This is a genomic window from Paenibacillus sp. SRL342 (genome assembly GCF_984798905.1).
In genome coordinates this window covers 2,618,123-2,637,827 of record NZ_OZ481790.1, presented here as the reverse complement: position 1 = coordinate 2,637,827, position 19,705 = coordinate 2,618,123, and the positions used below count along the sequence as shown (strand labels likewise).

Genomic DNA, 19,705 nt, shown 5'->3' with positions numbered 1-19,705 from the left:
TTTGCCGAGGTGTAAAATTGTGCAAAAAGCCCGTCTCACCAAGCTGGAGACGGACTTTCGCATGAATTGTCGATCTTTTTGTAACCCACTCTAATCATTCATAAATGCCCCTGCTAGTTCACCCTTTTTCGACTTATTTCACTCCCGGATATTCCCGATATTGGTGCTGAATGCTGATCCAACGAGTACGTGTAAACTTCTCAATCGCCCAATCCCCACCGAAACGTCCAATCCCTGAAGCTTTTTCACCGCCAAACATCACATGCGCTTCATCGTTCACAGACTGATCATTTACATGCACCATACCAGATTCAATGCGCTGGGCAACCTGATATCCTCGATTCAGATCTCTGGTAAATACGGAACCACTAAGTCCATAAGGCGTATCATTCGCCAAACGTACAGCTTCCTGCTCATCATGAGCCTTCATGATCACTGCTACTGGGCCAAACAATTCCTGCTGCACGATATCCTGTTCAGGTTTAACATCGGCAAGTACAGTAGGAGACAGCACACTGCCTTTACTGGTCCCCCCGAGCATTAACCGTGCGCCCTCGGCCTTGGTTTTGTTCACAAGCTCCAGCAGTCGTTCTACCTCTTTTTCCCGAATGAGAGGACCCACAAGTGTGTTGGCATCCGTTGGATCACCTGCCTGGACATTCTTCGTTTTGGCAACAAATGATTCGACGAATTGGTCGTAAATATCGGCATGCACAATGATACGATTCAGAGCCATGCAGATCTGTCCCTGATGCAGAAACTTGCCAAAGACCGCCGCTTCGGCAGCACGTTCAATATCCGCATCTTCCAGCACAACCATGGCGTTGTTGCCGCCTAGTTCCAGTGCTGTTTCTTTTAAATGTTCACCCGCCAGTTTACCGATCCCTTGTCCAACTTCTGTGGAACCCGTAAATGAAATTACTTTGGGAACCGGATGAGCGACAAAGTAATCCCCGATCTCGCTGCCACTTCCGGCAACGACATTCAGCACGCCCTCAGGCAGACCAGCCTGTTCAAACAAATCGGCAATGAGCCAACCTGCCGTAATCGGAGTGTCTGATGCCGGTTTAATCACCACACCATTACCAAGAGCAATCGCTGGAGCTACAGATCTCAGGCATAGATGCAAAGGGAAGTTCCATGGCCCGATAACACCAATTACTCCCTTCGGCTCACGAACCACACGGTTCTCTTTGCCAGGGGTATTGGACGGGATGATCTCACCCTTCATGCGATAAGGAAAAGATGCTGCTTCGTCCACAATGCGTTTAGCCGCTGCAAATTCCGCCTCCGATTTGATTCGGGTACTCCCGGATTCCGTGATCAACAGTTGAATGATCTCCTCTTTTCGCTCTGTCATCAGGGATGAAACTTTACGCAACACCTCTTCTTTCGCAGCAGGTAATGACTTCGCCCATTCAACCGAATTTTTCTGAGCTGACTCATAAGCCTTATCTATGTCTTTTTTATTGGAAGAGCGCCATGTGGCAATAACTTCTCCCGTATAAGGATTGATATTCTCCATTGTTTTCTCACCGGAGCCATCTACCCATTGGCCATTAATATATTGTTTCGTCCATGTTGTATGTTCAGTGTCCATTAAAGTCATGTGAATACGCCTCCTGATCAAGATAAAATGTCGCACCTGCACAACGGTGTAATACATCATTAACCTTGTTCAGAATTACGCAAACGTGCAGACCTGAATTAGCTATTCCATTCTTTAAGCTTAAGGGAAACAATACATTTCACACTATTCTGTCGCCATCTGGACGTCTTTCAACAGTCGGGCAGGTTCTTCTCTCCAAAGAGGCTCAAGTCTTCCCATCCGTAGCCAACTTCGATCAGATCTTGACCACCAATGCGGATGGACTGTGTTTGGACTGGAGTACCTCCCATCTTTTCATAGAAGCGACAAGCTGGATTACGCTCCAAAGCCCATATGATCATACGTTTCATATTGTGGGTCTGCAGATGATGAACGACATGTGTCGCCAGTTGCTGACCTATCCCCGTTTGTTGTACTTCCTTCAGCAAATATATGGCGTACAACTCTCCATCATAAGCTAATTTGCCTTCACGCTCCCTACCCCCACAGGCAAATCCGACAATGTTCCCATCATGCTGTTCAGCTACTACCAAGATCTGATCCTTTTCGCCAGAACGAATGGTCTTCTCCCACTGGGACAATCTTGATTCTATAGTCAAATGATCCAAAAAATCGTCAGGCACAATTCCCCGATACGTTGTTTTCCAACTCTCTGTATGTACATGGGCTATTCCTTGCGCATCCCCTTCACGCGCCCGCCTGATCAGCATAGCTATCACTCAAATTTACCATATTATATATTCATCTTTCTATAATTCCAAACTCATCCACTGAACTAACTCTTATAAAGTAAAATCCGGCCCTACGGCCGGATCGTTACTCTCGTGCCTACAGATACCTTGGAAGACAGATCCAATACATCCGAGTTGTACATGCGTATACAACCATGGGAGACGGATTTGCCAATAGACCAAGGCTCATTGGTTCCGTGTATCCCATAATGGGGAGCAGACAGTCCCATCCAGAACACGCCAAATGGCCCACCTGGATTAGATTGTTTGTTAATAATAGTGAACTCCCCGTTTGGAGTCTGCGTGAGCATCTTGCCGGTGGCTACGGGATAACCTTTAATCACCTGATTGCCATCCAGAAGATATAACATGTGGTCAGACAGATCTACAATAATCCTGTAATCTGGCATAATGACATCCCTCCTGACCTATCTTATGCAAGATACTGGATGATGCCCGCCTGATTTCATGCTTCCTCCCACTCTTTCACACTACGGGAGTGCTTGGGTTTGCGACTATTGGCCGGTTTGCTGGAGGCGGTACGCCTTCTGGATGCCACTTCTTCCTTGCGCTGCTGATATTGCAATTCCTTCTGCATTTTCAGATAATTATTCAGCCTTTTTTCATCCAATGAACCGTCCTGTATGGCCTCTTTCACTGCACATCCAGCTTCCCGTGTATGACTGCAATCCAGAAATCTGCACGTGGCGGCAAGTTCTTCAATTTCTCCAAACGCATGCGACAGTCCATCATTGCCCTCATCCCAGAGATTAAGCTCGCGCATTCCTGGAGTATCGATTAATACGGCGCCCTGTGGAAGTACAAACATCTCCCGGTGTGTTGTCGTATGTCTCCCACGGCTGTCTCCCTCGCGGACGGATTGCGTAAGCTGCAGATCCTCACCCATCATCCAGTTCACCAGCGTAGACTTGCCACTGCCAGAAGATCCTGTGAGCGCAACAGTCAACCCTGGGTGCAAATATCTTTCCAGTAAGGATTTCCCTTGACCCTCCACTGCAGATATCGCAAGCACTTCAACGCCTGGAGCAATTCCTTCTACACTTCGGATCTGTTCTTCCACATTGTTGCACAGATCACTTTTGCTCAAGACAATGACTGGCCTCACGCCACCATTCCAAGCCATCATCACGTATCTTTCGAGTCGTCTAAGGTTGAAATCATGATTAAGTGCAGCCACGATTAACAGTGTATCTACGTTTGCGGCGATTAATTGTTCCTTGGTCACTGGACCTGCCGCCTGTCTCGATACCCTGCTCCGACGTGGCACCAGATTGTGAATAATAGCTTCTTCACCTGCCTGACCTGTAATCGCCACCCAATCGCCAACCGCTGGAACCAAGCTGGTCTCCAGACTATCATGACGCAGTCGACCCGAAATCCTTCCCCAGCATTCGCCCTCTTCTGTAATCAAACGTTGCAGATGTCCATGGTCTGCGATAATTCTGGCTGGTTTTCTCTCCTGCTCTTCCATCCCTGTCTCTTGCCACAGTTCCTGCCACTTTGCAGACCAGCCGTACTTCTCAATATGGTTATCTAAAATAAAAATTCCTCCCAAAATAAGTTTGTTTACTTCGTTCAAGCCGAGTGAACAATCATCTCCGGTTCAGATCAAAACAAAAAAACCACGAGTAGAAATACACCCGCGGCAATAAGTAGTTAGCCGAATCAAGATCATCCCTTCTTGCAGATCTAACGGACAGAATACTTAAGCATCCGATATAAACCATTCAGGAACACCCTTTTATCGGCAAACAAAAAAGCCACGGGTGCGTCACCCGTGGCTTCATCTGAGCATGTGATACTTCACGTTACAATGGATATTGCTATCCAGCTAACGCAAAATTACATGCTTTGATCCGTTCCGGAGACGCTGTTCATATTCAAATTAACGTATACTGCATTTAAGTTTGTCATAAACAATCGCCTCCCTTGTAGAATTATCCATTATGTTACACACTGAGCTTTACAGTTGTCAAGCCCAAATTATTTTTACCACCAGCCCACTTTATTTGACCTGATCCCAGCGTGTCCACATTTCCTTCGGATTCAATTCATAGATATCCTCTTCCCGATACATGAACTGATGCATGATAAATTCCCGCCGAATCGTGGCAAAGTCTTCATGGTATTGCTTTATAAATGTATTGATTTCTTTTTCCGTATACTTCCGACCAAATTCAAGCTGCTCGACCAGATGACCAAGTACAATCAGTTTTTTCTTGTATTGAGCCGGAATCTGACGCAGTCGTCCATCTTTGGAGAAAAAATTTCTCATGACCGACGCTTTCAATGTTTCGTTCACATCACTCATATCCGTAACCTCCTCTCGGTTAAAGATAAAATCAACCGAAGCCTGTGCATTCTCGCGGATAAAGGAAGGATTGAGTGTGAAATACACTGTATTTTTCTCCCGTCGTTCCTTAATCAGCGCCGCCTCTCTCAGCTTGGATGCATGATGTGTCACGGTTGGCTGTGACAGATTCAGCCGCTCGGCAAGTGCCTGTCCGTGCAGTTCACCCTGTGCCAACAACAGCAGCATGCGAAGCCGGGTCGGGTCAGCCAACGCTTTATGATAAGCCACAATTTTCTCCAGTTGCATCATCGTTCGTCTCACTTTCATTTAGATATACATCTAATTTGATATTAGTCTTTTCTTCTCTGCACGTCAACTCCTTTGGTTTCAAGTAAGCTTGTCTAATTAAACTACACGCTTGAACTGGCATTGGCTCGTTATTTACGGTAGGATTATATTGCTTGAAATAAGGAGGATTAAGAACATGGAAGATGTCATTATTATCGGCGGAGGCCCATGCGGTCTGTCTGCTGCCATTGAATGTGAGCGGCTGGGACTGTCCGCTGTGATCGTTGAGAAATACAATATCGTTCAATCTATTTATCTGTATCCAACCCATATGCAGTTTTTCAGCACAGCCCCATTGCTTGAGATCGGAAACGTTCCGTTCAGCACACCTAATGATAAACCGTTTCGTTATGAAGCACTTGCCTATTATCGCAGGGTAGCCGAACATTTTGGTCTGCGTGTTCATAACTATGAGGAAGCCCGTGAAATTAAACGCAAGGATGATGGTACGTTTGAGGTACATACGCTCAATCGCCGCGGGGAGGCCATCGTACACGTTGGACGCAATGTCGTTGTAGCTACCGGTTATTTTGACCATCCTAACTATCTGGGCATCCCTGGAGAAGATAAAGATAAAGTAACCCACTACTTCCGGGAAGCCCACCCTTATACCCGTACACGTGTCGCCATTATTGGCGGAAGCAACTCAGCTGTGGATGCAGCCATGGAACTGGTTCGGGTCGGAGCACATATCGATATGGTTTATCGCGGCAGTGGTCTGTCCCAGCATATTAAACCATGGGTACGTCCGCTATTCGAGAGCATGGTGACAAAAGGTCGTATCACACTGCACCTGGAATCACGCGTGAATGAAATACTGGATGATTCGATTCGTCTGATACACACGGATGGTTCCACTCGGGAGCTGGATAATGACTTCGTACTGGCAATGACCGGCTTCCGCCCGGATCGTCAACTACTCACTTCGGTAGGTGTGGAGATGTCTGATGATATGGATAAACCTCTATTTGATGCACAAACGATGGAAAGCAGCGTACCTGGTGTATATGTAGGCGGAGTCATCGCTTCGGGTCGTAATGCCAATGAAGTCTTTATTGAATCCGGGCGCTGGCATGGACGTTATATTGCGGAACATATCGTTAGCAAACAACGTGGACAGACTGAAGGGAAATGAAAACAATGGATATGACTTCCCTGCTGTTGCTCGTATTTGCGGCTCTCGGGATTATCAGCAGCAACACACCTGTGACCGTAGCGATGGTATTTCTGTTGTTGCTACGAGTCCTGAACCTGAATCAGGCTTTTCCATGGCTTGAAAAATACGGACTTACACTGGGCATTATCATTCTGACCATTGGCGTGATGGCACCTCTTGCCAGTGGCAAGATGAGTCTGCAGACGATCGGCGAGTCTTTCCTGCACTGGAAGTCACTGCTCGCCATTGGCGTAGGATTATTGGTGGCATATCTTGGAGGACGTGGCGCTACGCTGATGGGTACACAGCCAACTGTCGTTGCAGGGCTGTTAATCGGAACGGTACTTGGGGTTGCCCTGTTCAAGGGTGTACCTGTGGGTCCATTGATTGCGGCGGGAATTTTATCATTGCTACTGGGCAAATCCTGATTGAAGTTGTGAAGGTTGTGACCTGACATGCTATGCAGATTGGCTGTATTTCCCACCGTTGTGTGATATACTTCTATTCATGCAAATCATGTACACGAGTCTACAGCAGAATAATGCATATTGAGGTTATGCTGTTGCATGAAATATAGATTCACTTTGCAACTATTAATGGCGCAGGAGGATTCAGGAACCATGTCACGTCAGTTTATTACAGAAGCCGTGATGGTGGCCATTTACGGTCAATTGTTAGCGCCGCCCGCGCCTGTTGAATATATTGTTCCTTATACCACCATCCTTGAGCTATATGAATTCCAGACCAGTCCTGATCCCATGATGGATAACCCGGCAGATGATCAGCATGTGAAATCCAAAATCAATGAAATGATTTCTTATTTCGAGGAACCGCTGAATAAGAAAAAAATAGAGCGTGCGTTACTTGTTCCATGGGCCAAAAGCCCCTCCATTTTATTTGGTGACCAAGTATCCATTGCCATTATCAATGCAATAGATACGGCACAGTACGGGGAGTATTTCGATCCCATTGAGACCGAACTGCTGCTGACATCTCAGCGCCTGAGTATCCCGATTCTCACCGATCAGGTTGAACTGATTGCACGCATAATTGAGTCTGAATCGCCTGTACAGGTATTTGATATTGATGATTTTGATTTTGCGATGGATGATGAACCACTGGATCAAGTGTAGTTCATGCTCTGAGCACCTGAATTGGTTTTTTAAAAAAATGACCTTGGCATCCACTTTATCGTGCATGCCAAGGTCATTTTTTTTTTGCGGTCAACACTTATTTTATTCTGCAATATCCCGCGCTAACAGGATTCGGCTAATCTGATTAAGAGGTGGTAACGACTCCAGCGCAAAAAACTTCAGACCTGCATCACTATTTACACGCGACTCTACAAGGTCATCCTGAATGATCACTGTCCGGAACAGAGCAATGACATAATACTCTTCATCTCCGCTTGAATGCAGATACCGAAGTTCAGGCCCCGAATAGAGACCTTCAAGTGTCATGGTATCAGCAGTCCAACCTGTCTCTTCCCATAACTCCCGATGTGCAGCATCTTCAATGGCCTCACCCGGGCGCATCTCACCTGCTGGCAACCGCCAGTGACCGTGTTCAGCATGCTGAATCAGCAGTAATTCACCTTGTTCGTTCTCAGCCCGCACAGCCGCCTTTACAACAATATGAGAGCGTTTTGCGATATACTGGGCCAAATCTCGTGCTGGCAGATTCACTGCTTATCCCCTCCTCCTACTCGGAAGCCGGTGGCGACCTGTAATCCATCTATTACTTAGCAGAATACTTCAAGGATTAGGGTATGTCTCAAAATCGCCCTAGACTTCCGTATAACGGTATTCGATATCCTGACCTTCATCAACGATATCCACATGCAGTTGGTGCCCTTTCAGATACCAATAATCGTGATCTTCCATAAAGAACTGAATTCCCGACACTTCGGTTTGATCCGCAGGATGTCTTGGTTTCTCCACAGCAATACCTAACGAAAATCCAGGATGAAGACCTCCGCCAGAGCTATAACGGGCAAAAAAACGGATGCTGTCCCCCTCGTTCAAATTCAGTTCTTCCTTGTACCAGCGAGCAGCTTGATCGGATACATGTATGGTACTCATTTGGTGTCAGCTCCTTCTGTATATATATGTTCCATCATATCTCGACAGGGACTTGAATACAAACCCGAGAGAGCATATAAAGACAAATTAAGTTGTGAAAAATGTTTGACAGATTGTAAAAGCTGGTGTTAAGATGCAAACATACGAGGTCTACATTGTATTTATTTCCAAAAAAAGAAAGGGTGATTACGGTGTTTAACAAACATATGATTGGTCAATTCAGCACACAACTAAATACCGGAGCACACCCGAAATCATTATTCCGTTCATAAGTCGGCATGACAAGGCGTTCTTTCATTAGAACCTCTGTGATGTATACTCACAATCGAACTTATATATGGTGACGGCTCTGTTCTCTGAGCCATGCTGCCGTATGATTATATGAAGACATACCGCCTGCGTGCGGTATGTCTTTTTTTGTGGGTACATTTCGGCATACATGAACGGAATTTGCATTTCTCGGACATCGAAAGGAAGGGATAACACTTGTTCTCTGTACTTAAAAACCTGGCCTGGTTCTTCCGGCTGGAACGCAAACGATACCTAACCGGTGTCATTTTGCTTATTCTGGTGGGCATTGCTGAACTGCTGCCTCCCCGTCTTCTTGGCAATGCCATCGACGAGATTGTGCGCGGTTCCATTACCGGCACCTCACTTACCCGTTATATTTTGCTTATTCTGGGAACGGTCATCATTATCTATCTGGTTACATACGTTTGGATGCACAAACTGTTTGGTGGTGCCAACCTGGTTGAGCGGCTGCTTCGTTCACGCTTTATGGACCACTTGTTACGGATGACTCCTCCCTTTTTTGAGAAAAACCGAACAGGAGATCTGATGGCTCGGGCCACCAATGATCTTCGTTCCATTGCTACTACAGCAGGCTTCGGCATGCTGACTTTAACAGACTCTACAGCCTTTCTGGCCACCGTATTGTTCGCCATGGGGTTCCTGGTTAGTTGGAAACTGACCCTGGCGGCAATTCTGCCATTACCTTTTATCGCCATTGCCATGATGATCTATGGTAAAGCTGTACATCAACGTTACACCCTGGCACAGGATGCATTCGGAGATATGAACGACCAGGTACTGGAATCCATCGCCGGTATTCGCGTCGTGCGTGCCTATGTGCAGGAACGTCTGGACGAGAAACGGTTCGCCGATGTGACCGAAGATGTGTATCGCAAAAATTTGGCTGTTGCCAGAATGGATGCCCTATTTGAACCTACCATCCGCCTCTTCGTTGGACTCAGTTATGTGATTGCACTTGCCTACGGCATATATCTTGTATTTCATAATGAAATTACCCTGGGAGATCTCGTATCGTTCAATATGTACCTGGGGATGATGATCTGGCCCATGTTTGCCATCGGCGAATTAATTAACCTGATGCAACGTGGTAGCGCTTCGCTTGATCGGGTCAACGAGACTTTATCGGTAGAACCTGCCGTACAAGATGTTGATCAACCTGCTCACGTTACGAATCCAGCAGAAATTGCGATGCAGGATGTTACATTCCGTTACCCAAGTTCCACTGTGGACAATCTCAGTCACATCAGCTTTTCGTTGCGACGGGGTCAAACATTAGGTGTTGTGGGTCGTACGGGTAGCGGTAAGTCTACTTTGCTCAAACAACTGCTTCATGAATACCCTGCCGGTTCGGGCACATTAAGCATCTCGGGTCATCCAATTCAGGATATCGCCAAAGATGACTTGCACAGCTGGATTGGGTACGTACCACAGGAACAAGTTTTGTTCTCCAAATCAGTTCGTCAGAACATTCAATTTGGTAAACCTGGGGCCAGTGATGAAGTTATCATGGAAGCCATTCGTACCGCCGCTTTTGACGGTGATCTGGGAACCTTGTCCGATGGACTGGATACACTCGTTGGTGAAAAAGGAATCTCTCTGTCCGGTGGACAGAAACAGCGGGTATCGCTGGCGCGTGCCTTTATTGCTAATCCTGATATTCTGATCCTGGATGATGCCTTATCTGCTGTCGATGCACGTACTGAAGCCAAAATCATTGAAAATATACGCAACAAACGCTCGGGCAAAACCACGCTGATCTCGACTCATCGCCTGTCTGCTATTGAACATGCTGACCGAATCATCGTACTGGAGCACGGGAAAATTACGGAAGAAGGCACTCACCAGGAACTGTTAGCCATGAACGGCTGGTACCGTGAACAGTATGAACGGCAACAGGTCGAGTCCAATCTGTCCACGTAGGAGGTCAATTCATTGAAGTCTAATACAGGCAAAAGGCTGCTTGATTACGCCTTGAAAGCCAAAGGAACATTTATCGCTGCATTAATTATGCTTACCATTGGTGTTGCGGCCGAGCTTGCCGGGCCGTTCATCGCCAAATCCATGATCGACAATCACTTGCTCGCGATTGAGCAGCCTTTCTATGAGACAACAGCTTCAGATGAAGCCGCAGTATACAACGGTAAGAACTACAAACGCGAAGGTTTGTTCGAACCGGATGAAAACAAAGGTTCGGAAGTGCGGGTTTTACAAGCCGGCAGAAGTTTTTATTTTGTAAACGAACCGGTAAGCGCACCTGACGGGGACCGCACATATACGGATGGAACCCTCACGGTTACACGCGCAGGTGAAGTGACAGGCCAATATGCGGCAACACCGCTGTCCGCTGGTGAACTGTTTGCTTTTTACAAACCGGAGATGCCCAGCATCTATCAATTAATTGTGTATTACATGATCTTCCTCGTGATCTCGGTCATTATGGAGTTTGGTAAAACATTCTGGCTGCAGTCCTCGGCCAACAAGGTCATTCAAAGACTGCGTAACGATGTGTATGCCCATATTCAGCGACTGCCGGTGCACTTTTTTGATAACCTGCCCGCAGGTAAAGTTGTATCTCGGGTCACGAACGACACAGAAGCCGTCAAGGATCTGTTCGTTGCCGTTCTTTCGAACTTTTTCTCAGGAATCATCACGATTACAGGTGTGTATGTCGCACTCTTCCTGCTTGATGTTCGCCTGGGTCTAATCTCATTATTCGTTGTGCCGATGCTCATTACATGGATTGTGCTCTATCGCAAATTCGCCACTCGTTACAACACGATCATTCGATCACGACTGAGTGAGATCAATGCAATCATTAACGAGTCCATTCAGGGGATGTCCATTATCCGCGTATTCCGCCATCAGAAACAAACCAAACAGGAATTCGAAGATCTGAATGATGACTATATGAAACACCAGAACAAAATGCTGAACCTGAATGCCTTCACCTCACACAACCTGGTTAACGTATTACGGAATATCGCCTTTGCGGTGGTCCTGTGGTACTTCGGTTCCAGTGTGCTGGATGGCACAAGTATTATCTCACTGGGTGTTCTATATGCCTTCGTTGATGTTCTGGGGCGCTTGTTCCAGCCAATTACGGGCATGGTGAATCAGCTCGCCAACCTGGACTCCTCCCTCGTATCTGCTGGTCGCGTCTTTGAGCTGATGGATGAAAAGGGAGAAGCTGTAACGGATGGCTCCATGCCAAGATACAAGGGGAATGTTGTCTTCGACGATGTATCCTTTGCCTATAAAAAGGATTATGTGCTTAACAATATCTCGTTTAAAGCATCCCAAGGTCAGACCGTCGCTCTGGTCGGTCACACCGGTTCAGGTAAAAGCTCAATTATCAACCTGCTGTTCCGGTTCTATGACCCGCAAAAAGGCAAGATCACGATTGACGGTCAGAACGTCAAAGATCTGCCTAAACAGTGGATTCGCGAGCATATGGGGATTGTATTGCAGGACCCGTATCTCTTCACAGGCACCATTGCTTCCAACGTCAGTCTCGGCGATGAGAAGATCTCCCGTGAACGAATTGAACAGGCGCTGCGTGATGTAGGCGCTGAACGTATACTGGCTCATTTGCCTCAAGGCTTTGACGAACCTGTCATCGAAAAAGGAAGCACATTATCCGCTGGACAGCGTCAATTGATCTCCTTTGCTCGTGCACTGGCGTTTGATCCTGCCATCCTCATTTTGGATGAAGCGACAGCCAATATTGATACGGAAACGGAAGCATTGATTCAGAACGCACTCGAAGTCCTCAAAAAAGGACGTACCACCTTCATCATTGCTCACCGTCTCTCCACCATTCGTTCAGCAGATCAGATTCTGGTTCTGCATCGCGGGCGTATCGTTGAGCAAGGTGCACATGATGAACTGATGGAGCTTAAAGGCCGCTATTTTAAGATGTATCAGCTTCAGCAAGGTGCGCAAGCAGCGGGTGCAACTAGCGAGAATCCGTCGGGCGAGATCATTCCAATCTCAACCTCCTTTGCCGGAGGCAATGCATAACAGAGTAAAACAGAAAGCTCTTTAAGTAACCAATCAAAATGATGTACTCGACGGCAACACAAAAACCGATCTACACAGCTACCTCAGGGTTTGCGGTGTAAATCGGTTTTTTGTATTTTCATCGGGATTCAGGTTCCGATACTGTTTATTTCGATTTCGGCCAGACAAAAAAAAATCCGCGTGCAACCTCATGGCTGCTGCGGATTGTCTATCCATCCTTTGATCGTATATCCCATGTACATCACGGTCTCTCTTGCGAGAAAAGGAAACTTGCTGCGCCAGGTTCGATACGCCGTAGTTCGTGTCGGAGATGGTACGGCATCCATACCCAGTCCGGTAGCCAGCTTCATGGCCCGTTTCATATGTAACGGATCACTCACAATCGTATAGGTTTGATATCCGGCCTGTTCTCCTATTGGAATTGAATTGATCAGATTCTCCTCGGTGATTCTGGATTTGATCTCTACACGAATGTCCGCTGGATCTACTCCATGTTCAATGGCATACTTCTGACCAACTTCAGCCTCCGTATGTTCTCCATCATCACCTGACCCGCCTGTAAAAAGCAGATTACGAACGGTACCCTGACGGTATAATTCAATCGCGTGTTCAATACGTTCGCGAAATACAGGTGAAGGGTCATCCCCCGCCACGGCTGCGCCCAGAATGATCGCTGCATCCGATACCCTGGATGAGTCCTCATTCGTATAGGCTGATATACGTACTGCCGTAACTACAGTCCACAGGATTCCAACTAATACTATAGCCAGAGCCGTCATTAATATCCAGCGTTTCGTTATCCGTTTGCTTGTCATTCATCCTCTTCCAAAGCCCTTGCTTGCATACTCTCGGTATGCATCCGCTCCAGCGTTTGCAGAGCTGCTGCGGATTCGGCATCCAGACCAAGCTCTGCGATCCAGGCACCCGTATATTGCTGAAGTCGGATCTCCAACTCCTGTGCACGGTCTTTGAAATCCTCCAATTCCTTAATCATGCGTGAACGTCCTTCCGGACTGAATGTCTCGTGAATTCGTTCCTTGAAATAATGATGTACAATACGGTTACGTTGTTGCCATAATTCATTCAACTGGCGAGTCTCTTCCTCAGAGAATGTAAAATGATGGCGCACTTCGTGAATGAGCTGCCCCAGTGAACTGCTCATCTTTCGTTCGTACAGATCTTCCAGATCCTCTTCAGACACGGCTTTGCCCTGAGACATTTTCATTAATAAAATCAGATTGACCAGCTGCTGTTCAAGCGCCTGCCCGTAGTACACTGCCAATCCGTAATAGGCAAACAATTCCCTGGAGTGTTCGCTGTCCAGCATGTCACCATTCTGGATATCTGTATTTTGCATATGCGAGCGCCCCCTTCAACCGTACAATGTTAACCATTCCATGTCCCTCTATCCTAACCAAACCAAGAGCAACATTCAAGTTATCGGGAAGCGCGTCTCCTAACTCCGCAGATCTCTTCTTCCGGACAGCCACACATGGATGATTAGTAACCCTAATGCATAGAGCACAGTCCACAGCATAACCGAGACAAAAGAGTCCATCTTTGATTCATCAAATAACATCATCTCACGAACCAGATAAAAGGCTGGTGGAAGAATGCGGCCAAGCCATTCTAACGATTCAGGCAAACGTTCACTTAAGGAACCTTGGATAAACGATAGTAATAATACAATAATGAGAGCAGGCATACTGCGACTAAGCAAGGGAATGTACGATTTTTGAAAAAATACACTGATGCCTAATCCCAGCAGTGATAATCCCAGATGTCCTAACCAAGTCATCATCCACTCCTCACCTGTAGGTTGTCTCTCGAACATTCCCGCGAACACGGGATACAGCACAGTGATTACGGTGAGCATGAATTGCATTATCCAGGCACAGATGAGTTGACTTATTACAACCTTACGCCTGCTTCCTGTATGAAGGACGAGTAATTGATACTGCTTAGCAGGTTCGGTATTCATCACCATTACTCCGAGCCAAGCAGCTGCCAGAAATAACAGCATAGCCGTGACACTGTAACTGTCCGCAATAGGGTTGGGTTTGTAGGAATAGATCAGCAGCATGGCGATGATATAAAAGATAACCGGTGCAAAATATTTCTGTGAGCGAATGTGATGCCTTAACAAATATCGGGTCAGATAGATCATTCGGCTTCTCCCCCCGCATCATCCATGGAAGAGCTAAAGTCCACAGATCCTGTGACACTTCCACGACTCGCATGTACAGCTGGATGTTGTCCTTCCAGCAGACTTTCCATATGTAATTGACTTTCTTCCTGTTGTACAGACACAACCGAACCTCCGGATGCCAGAATCATTCTGAGGACATCATCTGTTGATTGTTGAACTACTTTCCAATCCCACAACCAAGCATTGGATTTCTCCAAGCTCGTATTACGGACTAAAGACAGGACTCCCCGTTGTTGTAAAATGGATGGATCGTCAGCCAGATCCTCTCCAGCTTCCATCAGACTTTGAATACGTACAACGGGTTCGCCAGCTTGAAGTATATCTTCACGACTCCAGTAGCGGAGCACGCTGCCTTTTTTCAACACAATTACCTGGTCTGCCAAACGTTCAATAAGCAACGGTTCATGACAAGCTGTAACGATGGATGTCCCTTCATCCTTCCATTGCCCCAATAAGGATACAATGCCCTCTTGAGCTGGAATATCCAAGCCTGATAAAGGTTCATCCAGCAGCAAAAGTCCACCCGGTCCAGGTAACAGGGCCTGAATCAAATTCACTTTTTGCAATGTGCCCTTGGATAATAGGGGTAACTTCTGATCGATCGCGGTATCCAGATATAAAAGTTCACTAAGTTCTCTAATCCGCTCACGCAGTATTTCGGGGCGAATGCCCCGAATCCGTCCCATGTCCCACAAGTACTCTCCAGAAGTAAAGGGTAAACGTGGCAAGCCATCTACTGCATACCCATCAGAACCCTTCATTGTGCGCTGTATCGATCCTGTATCGGGTAACAAAATACCTGCCAACATACGTAGCAACGTACTTTTGCCAGAACCGTTTCTGCCAACAAGTACAGCACATTCTCCCTGCTTCACTTCCAGGTTAATTTCATCAAGTACTTGAGCATTACCTAATCGCTTGCTCACTCGTTGAAGCAACATACCTCGACCTAATGAGTCTGGTACATCTTGATTGGCTTTCTTGAAAAGTCCACGTGTACTCCATATCACCTGGGATCACATCCGCTCTGGAGCTTGCACACCTAGCAAATGTAAACTGTACGCGAGGCGTTCGGCAGTCCGTTTGGCCAATGCCACCCTGAAGGATCTTACATCAGATGACGCATCTGCAATCCGTTCGGCGTGATAGAAGCGGTTGAACGCTTGAGCGACATCTATTGTATATTTGGCAATGACCGAAGGCTCATTCCGATGAATTGCTTTTTCCAGATACTCGGGATATTCACCAAGCAGTTTCAGCAATGCCCATGAGGTATCTCCGATACAGGATGGAGTGGTCACTGTGTCAATCTCACCATCCGCAAGACTGGGGTTAGACAGAGGGTTTTCATTTTCCACGCGGATCGCCTCTTCTGCCTTGGCAAGCACACTTTGAATCCGGGCATGGGTATACTGCACATAAGGTCCGGTCTCTCCTTCAAAACTCACCGCATCCTCCAAGGAGAAGTCCACATCGTTTAACCGACTATTACGCAGATCACCGAAGACAATGGCACCTACACCAACCGCCTCAGCCACCTTCTGAGGGTCCTCCAGATTCGGGTTTTTCTCCTGGATAATCTGCAAAGCACGAGCGACTGCCTCATCCAATACTTCCTGCAAAAATACGACTTTACCCCGGCGGGTAGACATTTTCCGTCCCTCAAAACGCATTAATCCAAACGAAATATGTTCACACTTCGCAGACCATTCATGACCCATCCGGGATAGGACCGCAAATACCTGTCGGAAATGTAACTTCTGCTCACCTCCGACCACGTATAACAACCGATCTGCCTTCATCACCTCATGACGATAAACCGCCGTAGCTAAATCCCGTGTAGGATAGATTGTTGTTCCATCTTTTTTGATAATCAGGCACGGGGGCATGTTCTCATCCTCCAGACGTACCACGAGTGCTCCATCACTCTCTTCAAGTAAACCTTTTGCCTTCAGTTCTTCAACCACTGCACCCATCTTGTCATTGTAAAAGCTTTCTCCCAGCGTATGGTCGAACTGTACATTCAGACGTTCATACATCCGGTTGAATTCCTTCATGCTAACTTCCACAAAGAACGCCCATAACCGCTGTGCTTCATCATCTCCCTGCTCCAGTTTGCGGAACCAATCCCGTGCCTCAATCTCCAGAGAAGGATCATTCTCCGCCTCATCGTGGAAACGCACATACAGCTCAAGAGACGTACGGATCGGGTCTGCCTGCAACGCTTCATCATTGCCCCACCGTTTATACGCTGCGATCTGCTTGCCAAACTGGGTTCCCCAGTCTCCCAGATGATTCACACTTACAGAGGTATAACCCGCTTCGTTATACAACCGATACAGTGCTGCACCGATTACAGTAGAACGCAAATGTCCAATTCCGAAGGGTTTTGCGATGTTAGGGGAAGACATATCAATCACAACACGTGAGCCTTCGCCAATCTGAAGCTTACCAAATGCGGCATCCCCCAGTTCTTTCAGCAGATTCGGCGCAAGCTTCTCCCGATTGAATCGGATATTTACATACGGCCCAGCGGGAGTCGCTTCAATTCCAGATGCCTGCAGACTTGTTGCGAGCTCGGTCGCAATGACTGCCGGTGCTTTTTTTAATGACTTCGCTAATGCAAAACAAGGGAATGCTGCATCCCCCATCTCTGCCTGTGGTGGGACTTCCAGTAATCTCAGAACCTCTTGTTCATTCAATCCCGTTAAAGGGGCAATATCGGCCGCAGCCTTCTTCATCAACATGTCAAACACTCCTTATCCATTCATGATTGGCTGAAAATAAACACAAAAAAGCTCTCGTCTCTAAATAAGAGACGAGAGCTGACTTAACAGTTCCCGCGGTACCACTCTAGGTGAACAGCTACTCCTAATATACATCAACATGCATACCTGTAGAACCTGTTCCGCTCGATGCGTATAACGGTCGCAAGCCGAATTACCCTCAGACAGATATGACCTATCCCCAATCGGGATAAATTCATCTTTTCGGATAACCATCTCACGGGTGCGGTTCACTCAGGTCATGTCATACCGGCTTCCACCTCTCCCGGCTCGCTGTCATGTATGGATCTGGCTACTCTCCCGATCGTTGATGTTCTTCGTTTCAATTCATTGCCATCATTATACATACCACGATCAGACTTGGCAACCTGCATTAAAAATCCCCTATTGAAAGGCAACACAGAGGCACATCGTCTCAAATGCCTGTGTTCACTGCCTTCACTTAGGGGATAACGTCATTATCGGTTTTAATTATATATTCCAGTGAAATAATATTTACGCCACTGCTGCCATTAACCGGCAAGCTTCTGCACATCTGCGGCAAGCCTCTGCACATGCTTGGCAGTGATCATGGTGGTGTTTGCCACACTCTGCGGCGCAAGCTTCACAAGCTTTCACACACAATTCGCATATTTCAGCAATGAAATCACTTCCACGTGTCATCGCTTGTGCAGCAAAACTGCAGATCTCCGCACATTCCCGATTCAAACGAATACAATCACGCAGCATCGCCAGATCATATTCTTTCAGACTCGATATGTAACATACGTTGCAAGCATTCATGCACTCCAGGCAAGCATCGATACATTGTTGATATTGTTGTTGTGTCATTTAAAGTTACCTCCCAGGCAAAGTTTGCTATGCATCTTAATACCCAGTTCGGAGGAATTTTGAATCATCTAACCTACTTTATCGCTTCCAATTCCAGTAATTGGTCACGAATGACAGTTTGGTCAAAATGTTCACCTATAAACACTGCAACATTAGGGACATCTCCCTGAGGTGTGATCTTCATGTAGTCCGATTCGCGGTAGGCATACTGGAACCAGAAACGGCTCGCCGTATCACTAAACGATAAAATGCCTTTTGCCCGATACACATCCCGTGGCAAAGCAGATACAAATTGTTCAAATGCTTCGCTGTTCACCGGATGACTGAAATAATGCGTATATACCATAACATGTTCGTGTGATGCATGAGGCGCGGAATGCTCGTGACTGTGGGCATGGACATGGCTATGGGATGCGTCAGTATTCGTATCATCGCCTTGAACTGTATGATCTGTATGTTCATGACCATGACTGCATCCATGTGTACCACAGGCTTCTGTATGCACATGATGCTCTTGGTGAGCCGGCTTGCCTGCTTCAGAAGCTGAATCACGTACATGCACGTCTGCCCCGCTGCGAAGCAGCAGATCCATCTCCACCTCACATTTCACTGTAGGAATTACAGGTGCGAAGCCATTCCATTTTGCCAAAAGCTGTTCCAGATCTTGCAGTTCCTGTGCACTCACCCGATCCGTTTTGTTCAAGAGAAGCACAGACGCACAACGAATCTGCTCCTGCATCAGTTTGAACGTCTGCCCCTTCTGCTCCTGATACAGACCAGATAGATGTGCTGCATCCACAACGGTAATGAGACTTTTCAGTTCCAGTCGCATGTAGAGTGAGGTCTCCGTTACCGCATCCAAAATCTCCATTGGGTTCGCGGCACCGGTGGCTTCTATAATGATCACATCCGGTGATTCCTCTTGAACGAGATCAGCAAGTTGCAACCCCAAGTCACCACGTACGGTACAACAGATGCATCCACCTAACATCTCTGTCATCGGAACGGTGGAATCCACAATCTGACCATCCAGATTGACTTCGCCTAACTCATTCATAACCACTGCGGGACGCAAACCCTGCTGTTGCCAATGTTCAATCAACTGAACAAGCAGTGTTGTTTTGCCACTCCCCAAAAAACCTGACAGTATATATACAGGTATGGATTGTTCTTTTAAAATCGTTTCATTCATGCGTATACACCTCTCTGATTGTCCTTCTTGTAACCTGATCTTTCTATATCTAGCGAGTGTACACCATCCCGCATTCGTTGTGCAATAACGTTCAACTCTTCTCCAGTACATTGCCT

General features: G+C 46.9%; 20 protein-coding genes. 5 read left to right on the top strand and 15 right to left on the bottom strand.

Annotated elements, in window-relative coordinates; translation table 11 throughout:
- Positions 1-133 precede the first annotated feature (133 nt).
- The 5 genes from AC4E8D_RS12165 to AC4E8D_RS12145 form a co-directional block, all read right to left on the bottom strand.
- A complete protein-coding gene (locus AC4E8D_RS12165; protein WP_221824091.1) occupies positions 134-1,609 on the bottom strand; it encodes an aldehyde dehydrogenase family protein in 1,476 nt (491 codons plus the stop codon).
- Between the two features lie 170 nt (positions 1,610-1,779).
- Entirely contained in the window at positions 1,780-2,319 is a 540-nt protein-coding gene (locus AC4E8D_RS12160; RefSeq protein ID WP_221824093.1) for a GNAT family N-acetyltransferase, read from the bottom strand.
- Between the two features lie 92 nt (positions 2,320-2,411).
- A complete protein-coding gene (locus AC4E8D_RS12155) occupies positions 2,412-2,750 on the bottom strand; it encodes a L,D-transpeptidase (protein WP_076249779.1) in 339 nt (112 codons plus the stop codon).
- Positions 2,751-2,806: 56 nt separating this feature from the next.
- Entirely contained in the window at positions 2,807-3,832 is a 1,026-nt protein-coding gene (gene rsgA, locus AC4E8D_RS12150; RefSeq protein ID WP_397376293.1) for a ribosome small subunit-dependent GTPase A, read from the bottom strand.
- Between the two features lie 534 nt (positions 3,833-4,366).
- Positions 4,367-4,960 carry a DUF2087 domain-containing protein gene (locus AC4E8D_RS12145; protein ID WP_221824285.1) on the bottom strand — a complete coding sequence of 198 codons (594 nt, stop codon included), beginning with the start codon at positions 4,958-4,960 and terminating at the stop codon, positions 4,367-4,369.
- A 178-nt stretch (positions 4,961-5,138) separates the two neighbouring features.
- Here AC4E8D_RS12145 and AC4E8D_RS12140 point away from each other — a divergent pair, with 178 nt between their 5' ends.
- The 3 genes from AC4E8D_RS12140 to AC4E8D_RS12130 all read left to right on the top strand — a co-directional run bounded on the left by AC4E8D_RS12140 (position 5,139) and on the right by AC4E8D_RS12130 (position 7,291).
- Positions 5,139-6,137 (top strand): YpdA family putative bacillithiol disulfide reductase, encoded by a 999-nt coding sequence (locus AC4E8D_RS12140; RefSeq protein ID WP_221824095.1) that lies wholly within the window; start codon positions 5,139-5,141, stop codon positions 6,135-6,137.
- A gap of 5 nt (positions 6,138-6,142) precedes the next feature.
- Positions 6,143-6,586, top strand: coding sequence for a DUF441 domain-containing protein (locus AC4E8D_RS12135; RefSeq protein ID WP_036609212.1), 444 nt, complete (start codon positions 6,143-6,145; stop codon positions 6,584-6,586).
- Positions 6,587-6,778: 192 nt separating this feature from the next.
- Positions 6,779-7,291 carry a hypothetical protein gene (locus AC4E8D_RS12130; protein WP_036609214.1) on the top strand — a complete coding sequence of 171 codons (513 nt, stop codon included), beginning with the start codon at positions 6,779-6,781 and terminating at the stop codon, positions 7,289-7,291.
- A gap of 102 nt (positions 7,292-7,393) precedes the next feature.
- On the opposite strand, the gene AC4E8D_RS12125 is transcribed toward AC4E8D_RS12130, so the two are convergent.
- Together AC4E8D_RS12125 and AC4E8D_RS12120 are read right to left on the bottom strand one after the other, a co-directional pair.
- On the bottom strand, positions 7,394-7,843 hold the full coding sequence (locus AC4E8D_RS12125; protein ID WP_221824097.1) for an NUDIX domain-containing protein: 450 nt from the start codon (positions 7,841-7,843) through the stop codon (positions 7,394-7,396).
- Positions 7,844-7,942: 99 nt separating this feature from the next.
- On the bottom strand, positions 7,943-8,239 hold the full coding sequence (locus AC4E8D_RS12120; protein ID WP_036609218.1) for a HesB/YadR/YfhF family protein: 297 nt from the start codon (positions 8,237-8,239) through the stop codon (positions 7,943-7,945).
- 486 nt (positions 8,240-8,725) lie between these two features.
- Here AC4E8D_RS12120 and AC4E8D_RS12115 point away from each other — a divergent pair, with 486 nt between their 5' ends.
- Together AC4E8D_RS12115 and AC4E8D_RS12110 are read left to right on the top strand one after the other, a co-directional pair.
- Complete coding sequence (locus AC4E8D_RS12115) at positions 8,726-10,471, top strand: ABC transporter ATP-binding protein (protein ID WP_221824099.1); 1,746 nt, start codon at positions 8,726-8,728, stop codon at positions 10,469-10,471.
- A 12-nt stretch (positions 10,472-10,483) separates the two neighbouring features.
- Positions 10,484-12,571 carry an ABC transporter ATP-binding protein gene (locus tag AC4E8D_RS12110; protein WP_221824101.1) on the top strand — a complete coding sequence of 696 codons (2,088 nt, stop codon included), beginning with the start codon at positions 10,484-10,486 and terminating at the stop codon, positions 12,569-12,571.
- Between the two features lie 188 nt (positions 12,572-12,759).
- On the opposite strand, the gene AC4E8D_RS12105 is transcribed toward AC4E8D_RS12110, so the two are convergent.
- From AC4E8D_RS12105 to AC4E8D_RS12070, 8 genes are all read right to left on the bottom strand, one after another.
- A complete protein-coding gene (locus tag AC4E8D_RS12105; RefSeq protein ID WP_221824103.1) occupies positions 12,760-13,386 on the bottom strand; it encodes a YdcF family protein in 627 nt (208 codons plus the stop codon).
- Positions 13,383-13,928 carry a hypothetical protein gene (locus tag AC4E8D_RS12100; protein ID WP_053061520.1) on the bottom strand — a complete coding sequence of 182 codons (546 nt, stop codon included), beginning with the start codon at positions 13,926-13,928 and terminating at the stop codon, positions 13,383-13,385. Before AC4E8D_RS12100 ends, AC4E8D_RS12105 begins: the two co-directional genes overlap by 4 nt.
- 99 nt (positions 13,929-14,027) lie before the next feature.
- The gene (locus AC4E8D_RS12095; RefSeq protein ID WP_221824105.1) at positions 14,028-14,738 is read right to left on the bottom strand and encodes a hypothetical protein; all 711 of its coding nucleotides are present in this window, start codon (positions 14,736-14,738) and stop codon (positions 14,028-14,030) included.
- Entirely contained in the window at positions 14,735-15,721 is a 987-nt protein-coding gene (locus AC4E8D_RS12090) for an ABC transporter ATP-binding protein (protein ID WP_260632963.1), read from the bottom strand. Before AC4E8D_RS12090 ends, AC4E8D_RS12095 begins: the two co-directional genes overlap by 4 nt.
- Positions 15,722-15,796: 75 nt before the next feature.
- Entirely contained in the window at positions 15,797-17,527 is a 1,731-nt protein-coding gene (gene argS / locus AC4E8D_RS12085) for an arginine--tRNA ligase (RefSeq protein ID WP_339307918.1), read from the bottom strand.
- Positions 17,528-17,805: 278 nt separating this feature from the next.
- A complete protein-coding gene (locus AC4E8D_RS12080) occupies positions 17,806-17,940 on the bottom strand; it encodes a hypothetical protein (protein ID WP_260632956.1) in 135 nt (44 codons plus the stop codon).
- A gap of 121 nt (positions 17,941-18,061) precedes the next feature.
- Positions 18,062-18,397: a four-helix bundle copper-binding protein gene (locus tag AC4E8D_RS12075; RefSeq protein ID WP_036609230.1), complete on the bottom strand. Its 336-nt coding sequence runs from the start codon at positions 18,395-18,397 to the stop codon at positions 18,062-18,064.
- Positions 18,398-18,470: 73 nt separating this feature from the next.
- Positions 18,471-19,589 carry a CobW family GTP-binding protein gene (locus AC4E8D_RS12070; protein ID WP_221824111.1) on the bottom strand — a complete coding sequence of 373 codons (1,119 nt, stop codon included), beginning with the start codon at positions 19,587-19,589 and terminating at the stop codon, positions 18,471-18,473.
- Between the last annotated feature and the right edge of the window lie 116 nt (positions 19,590-19,705).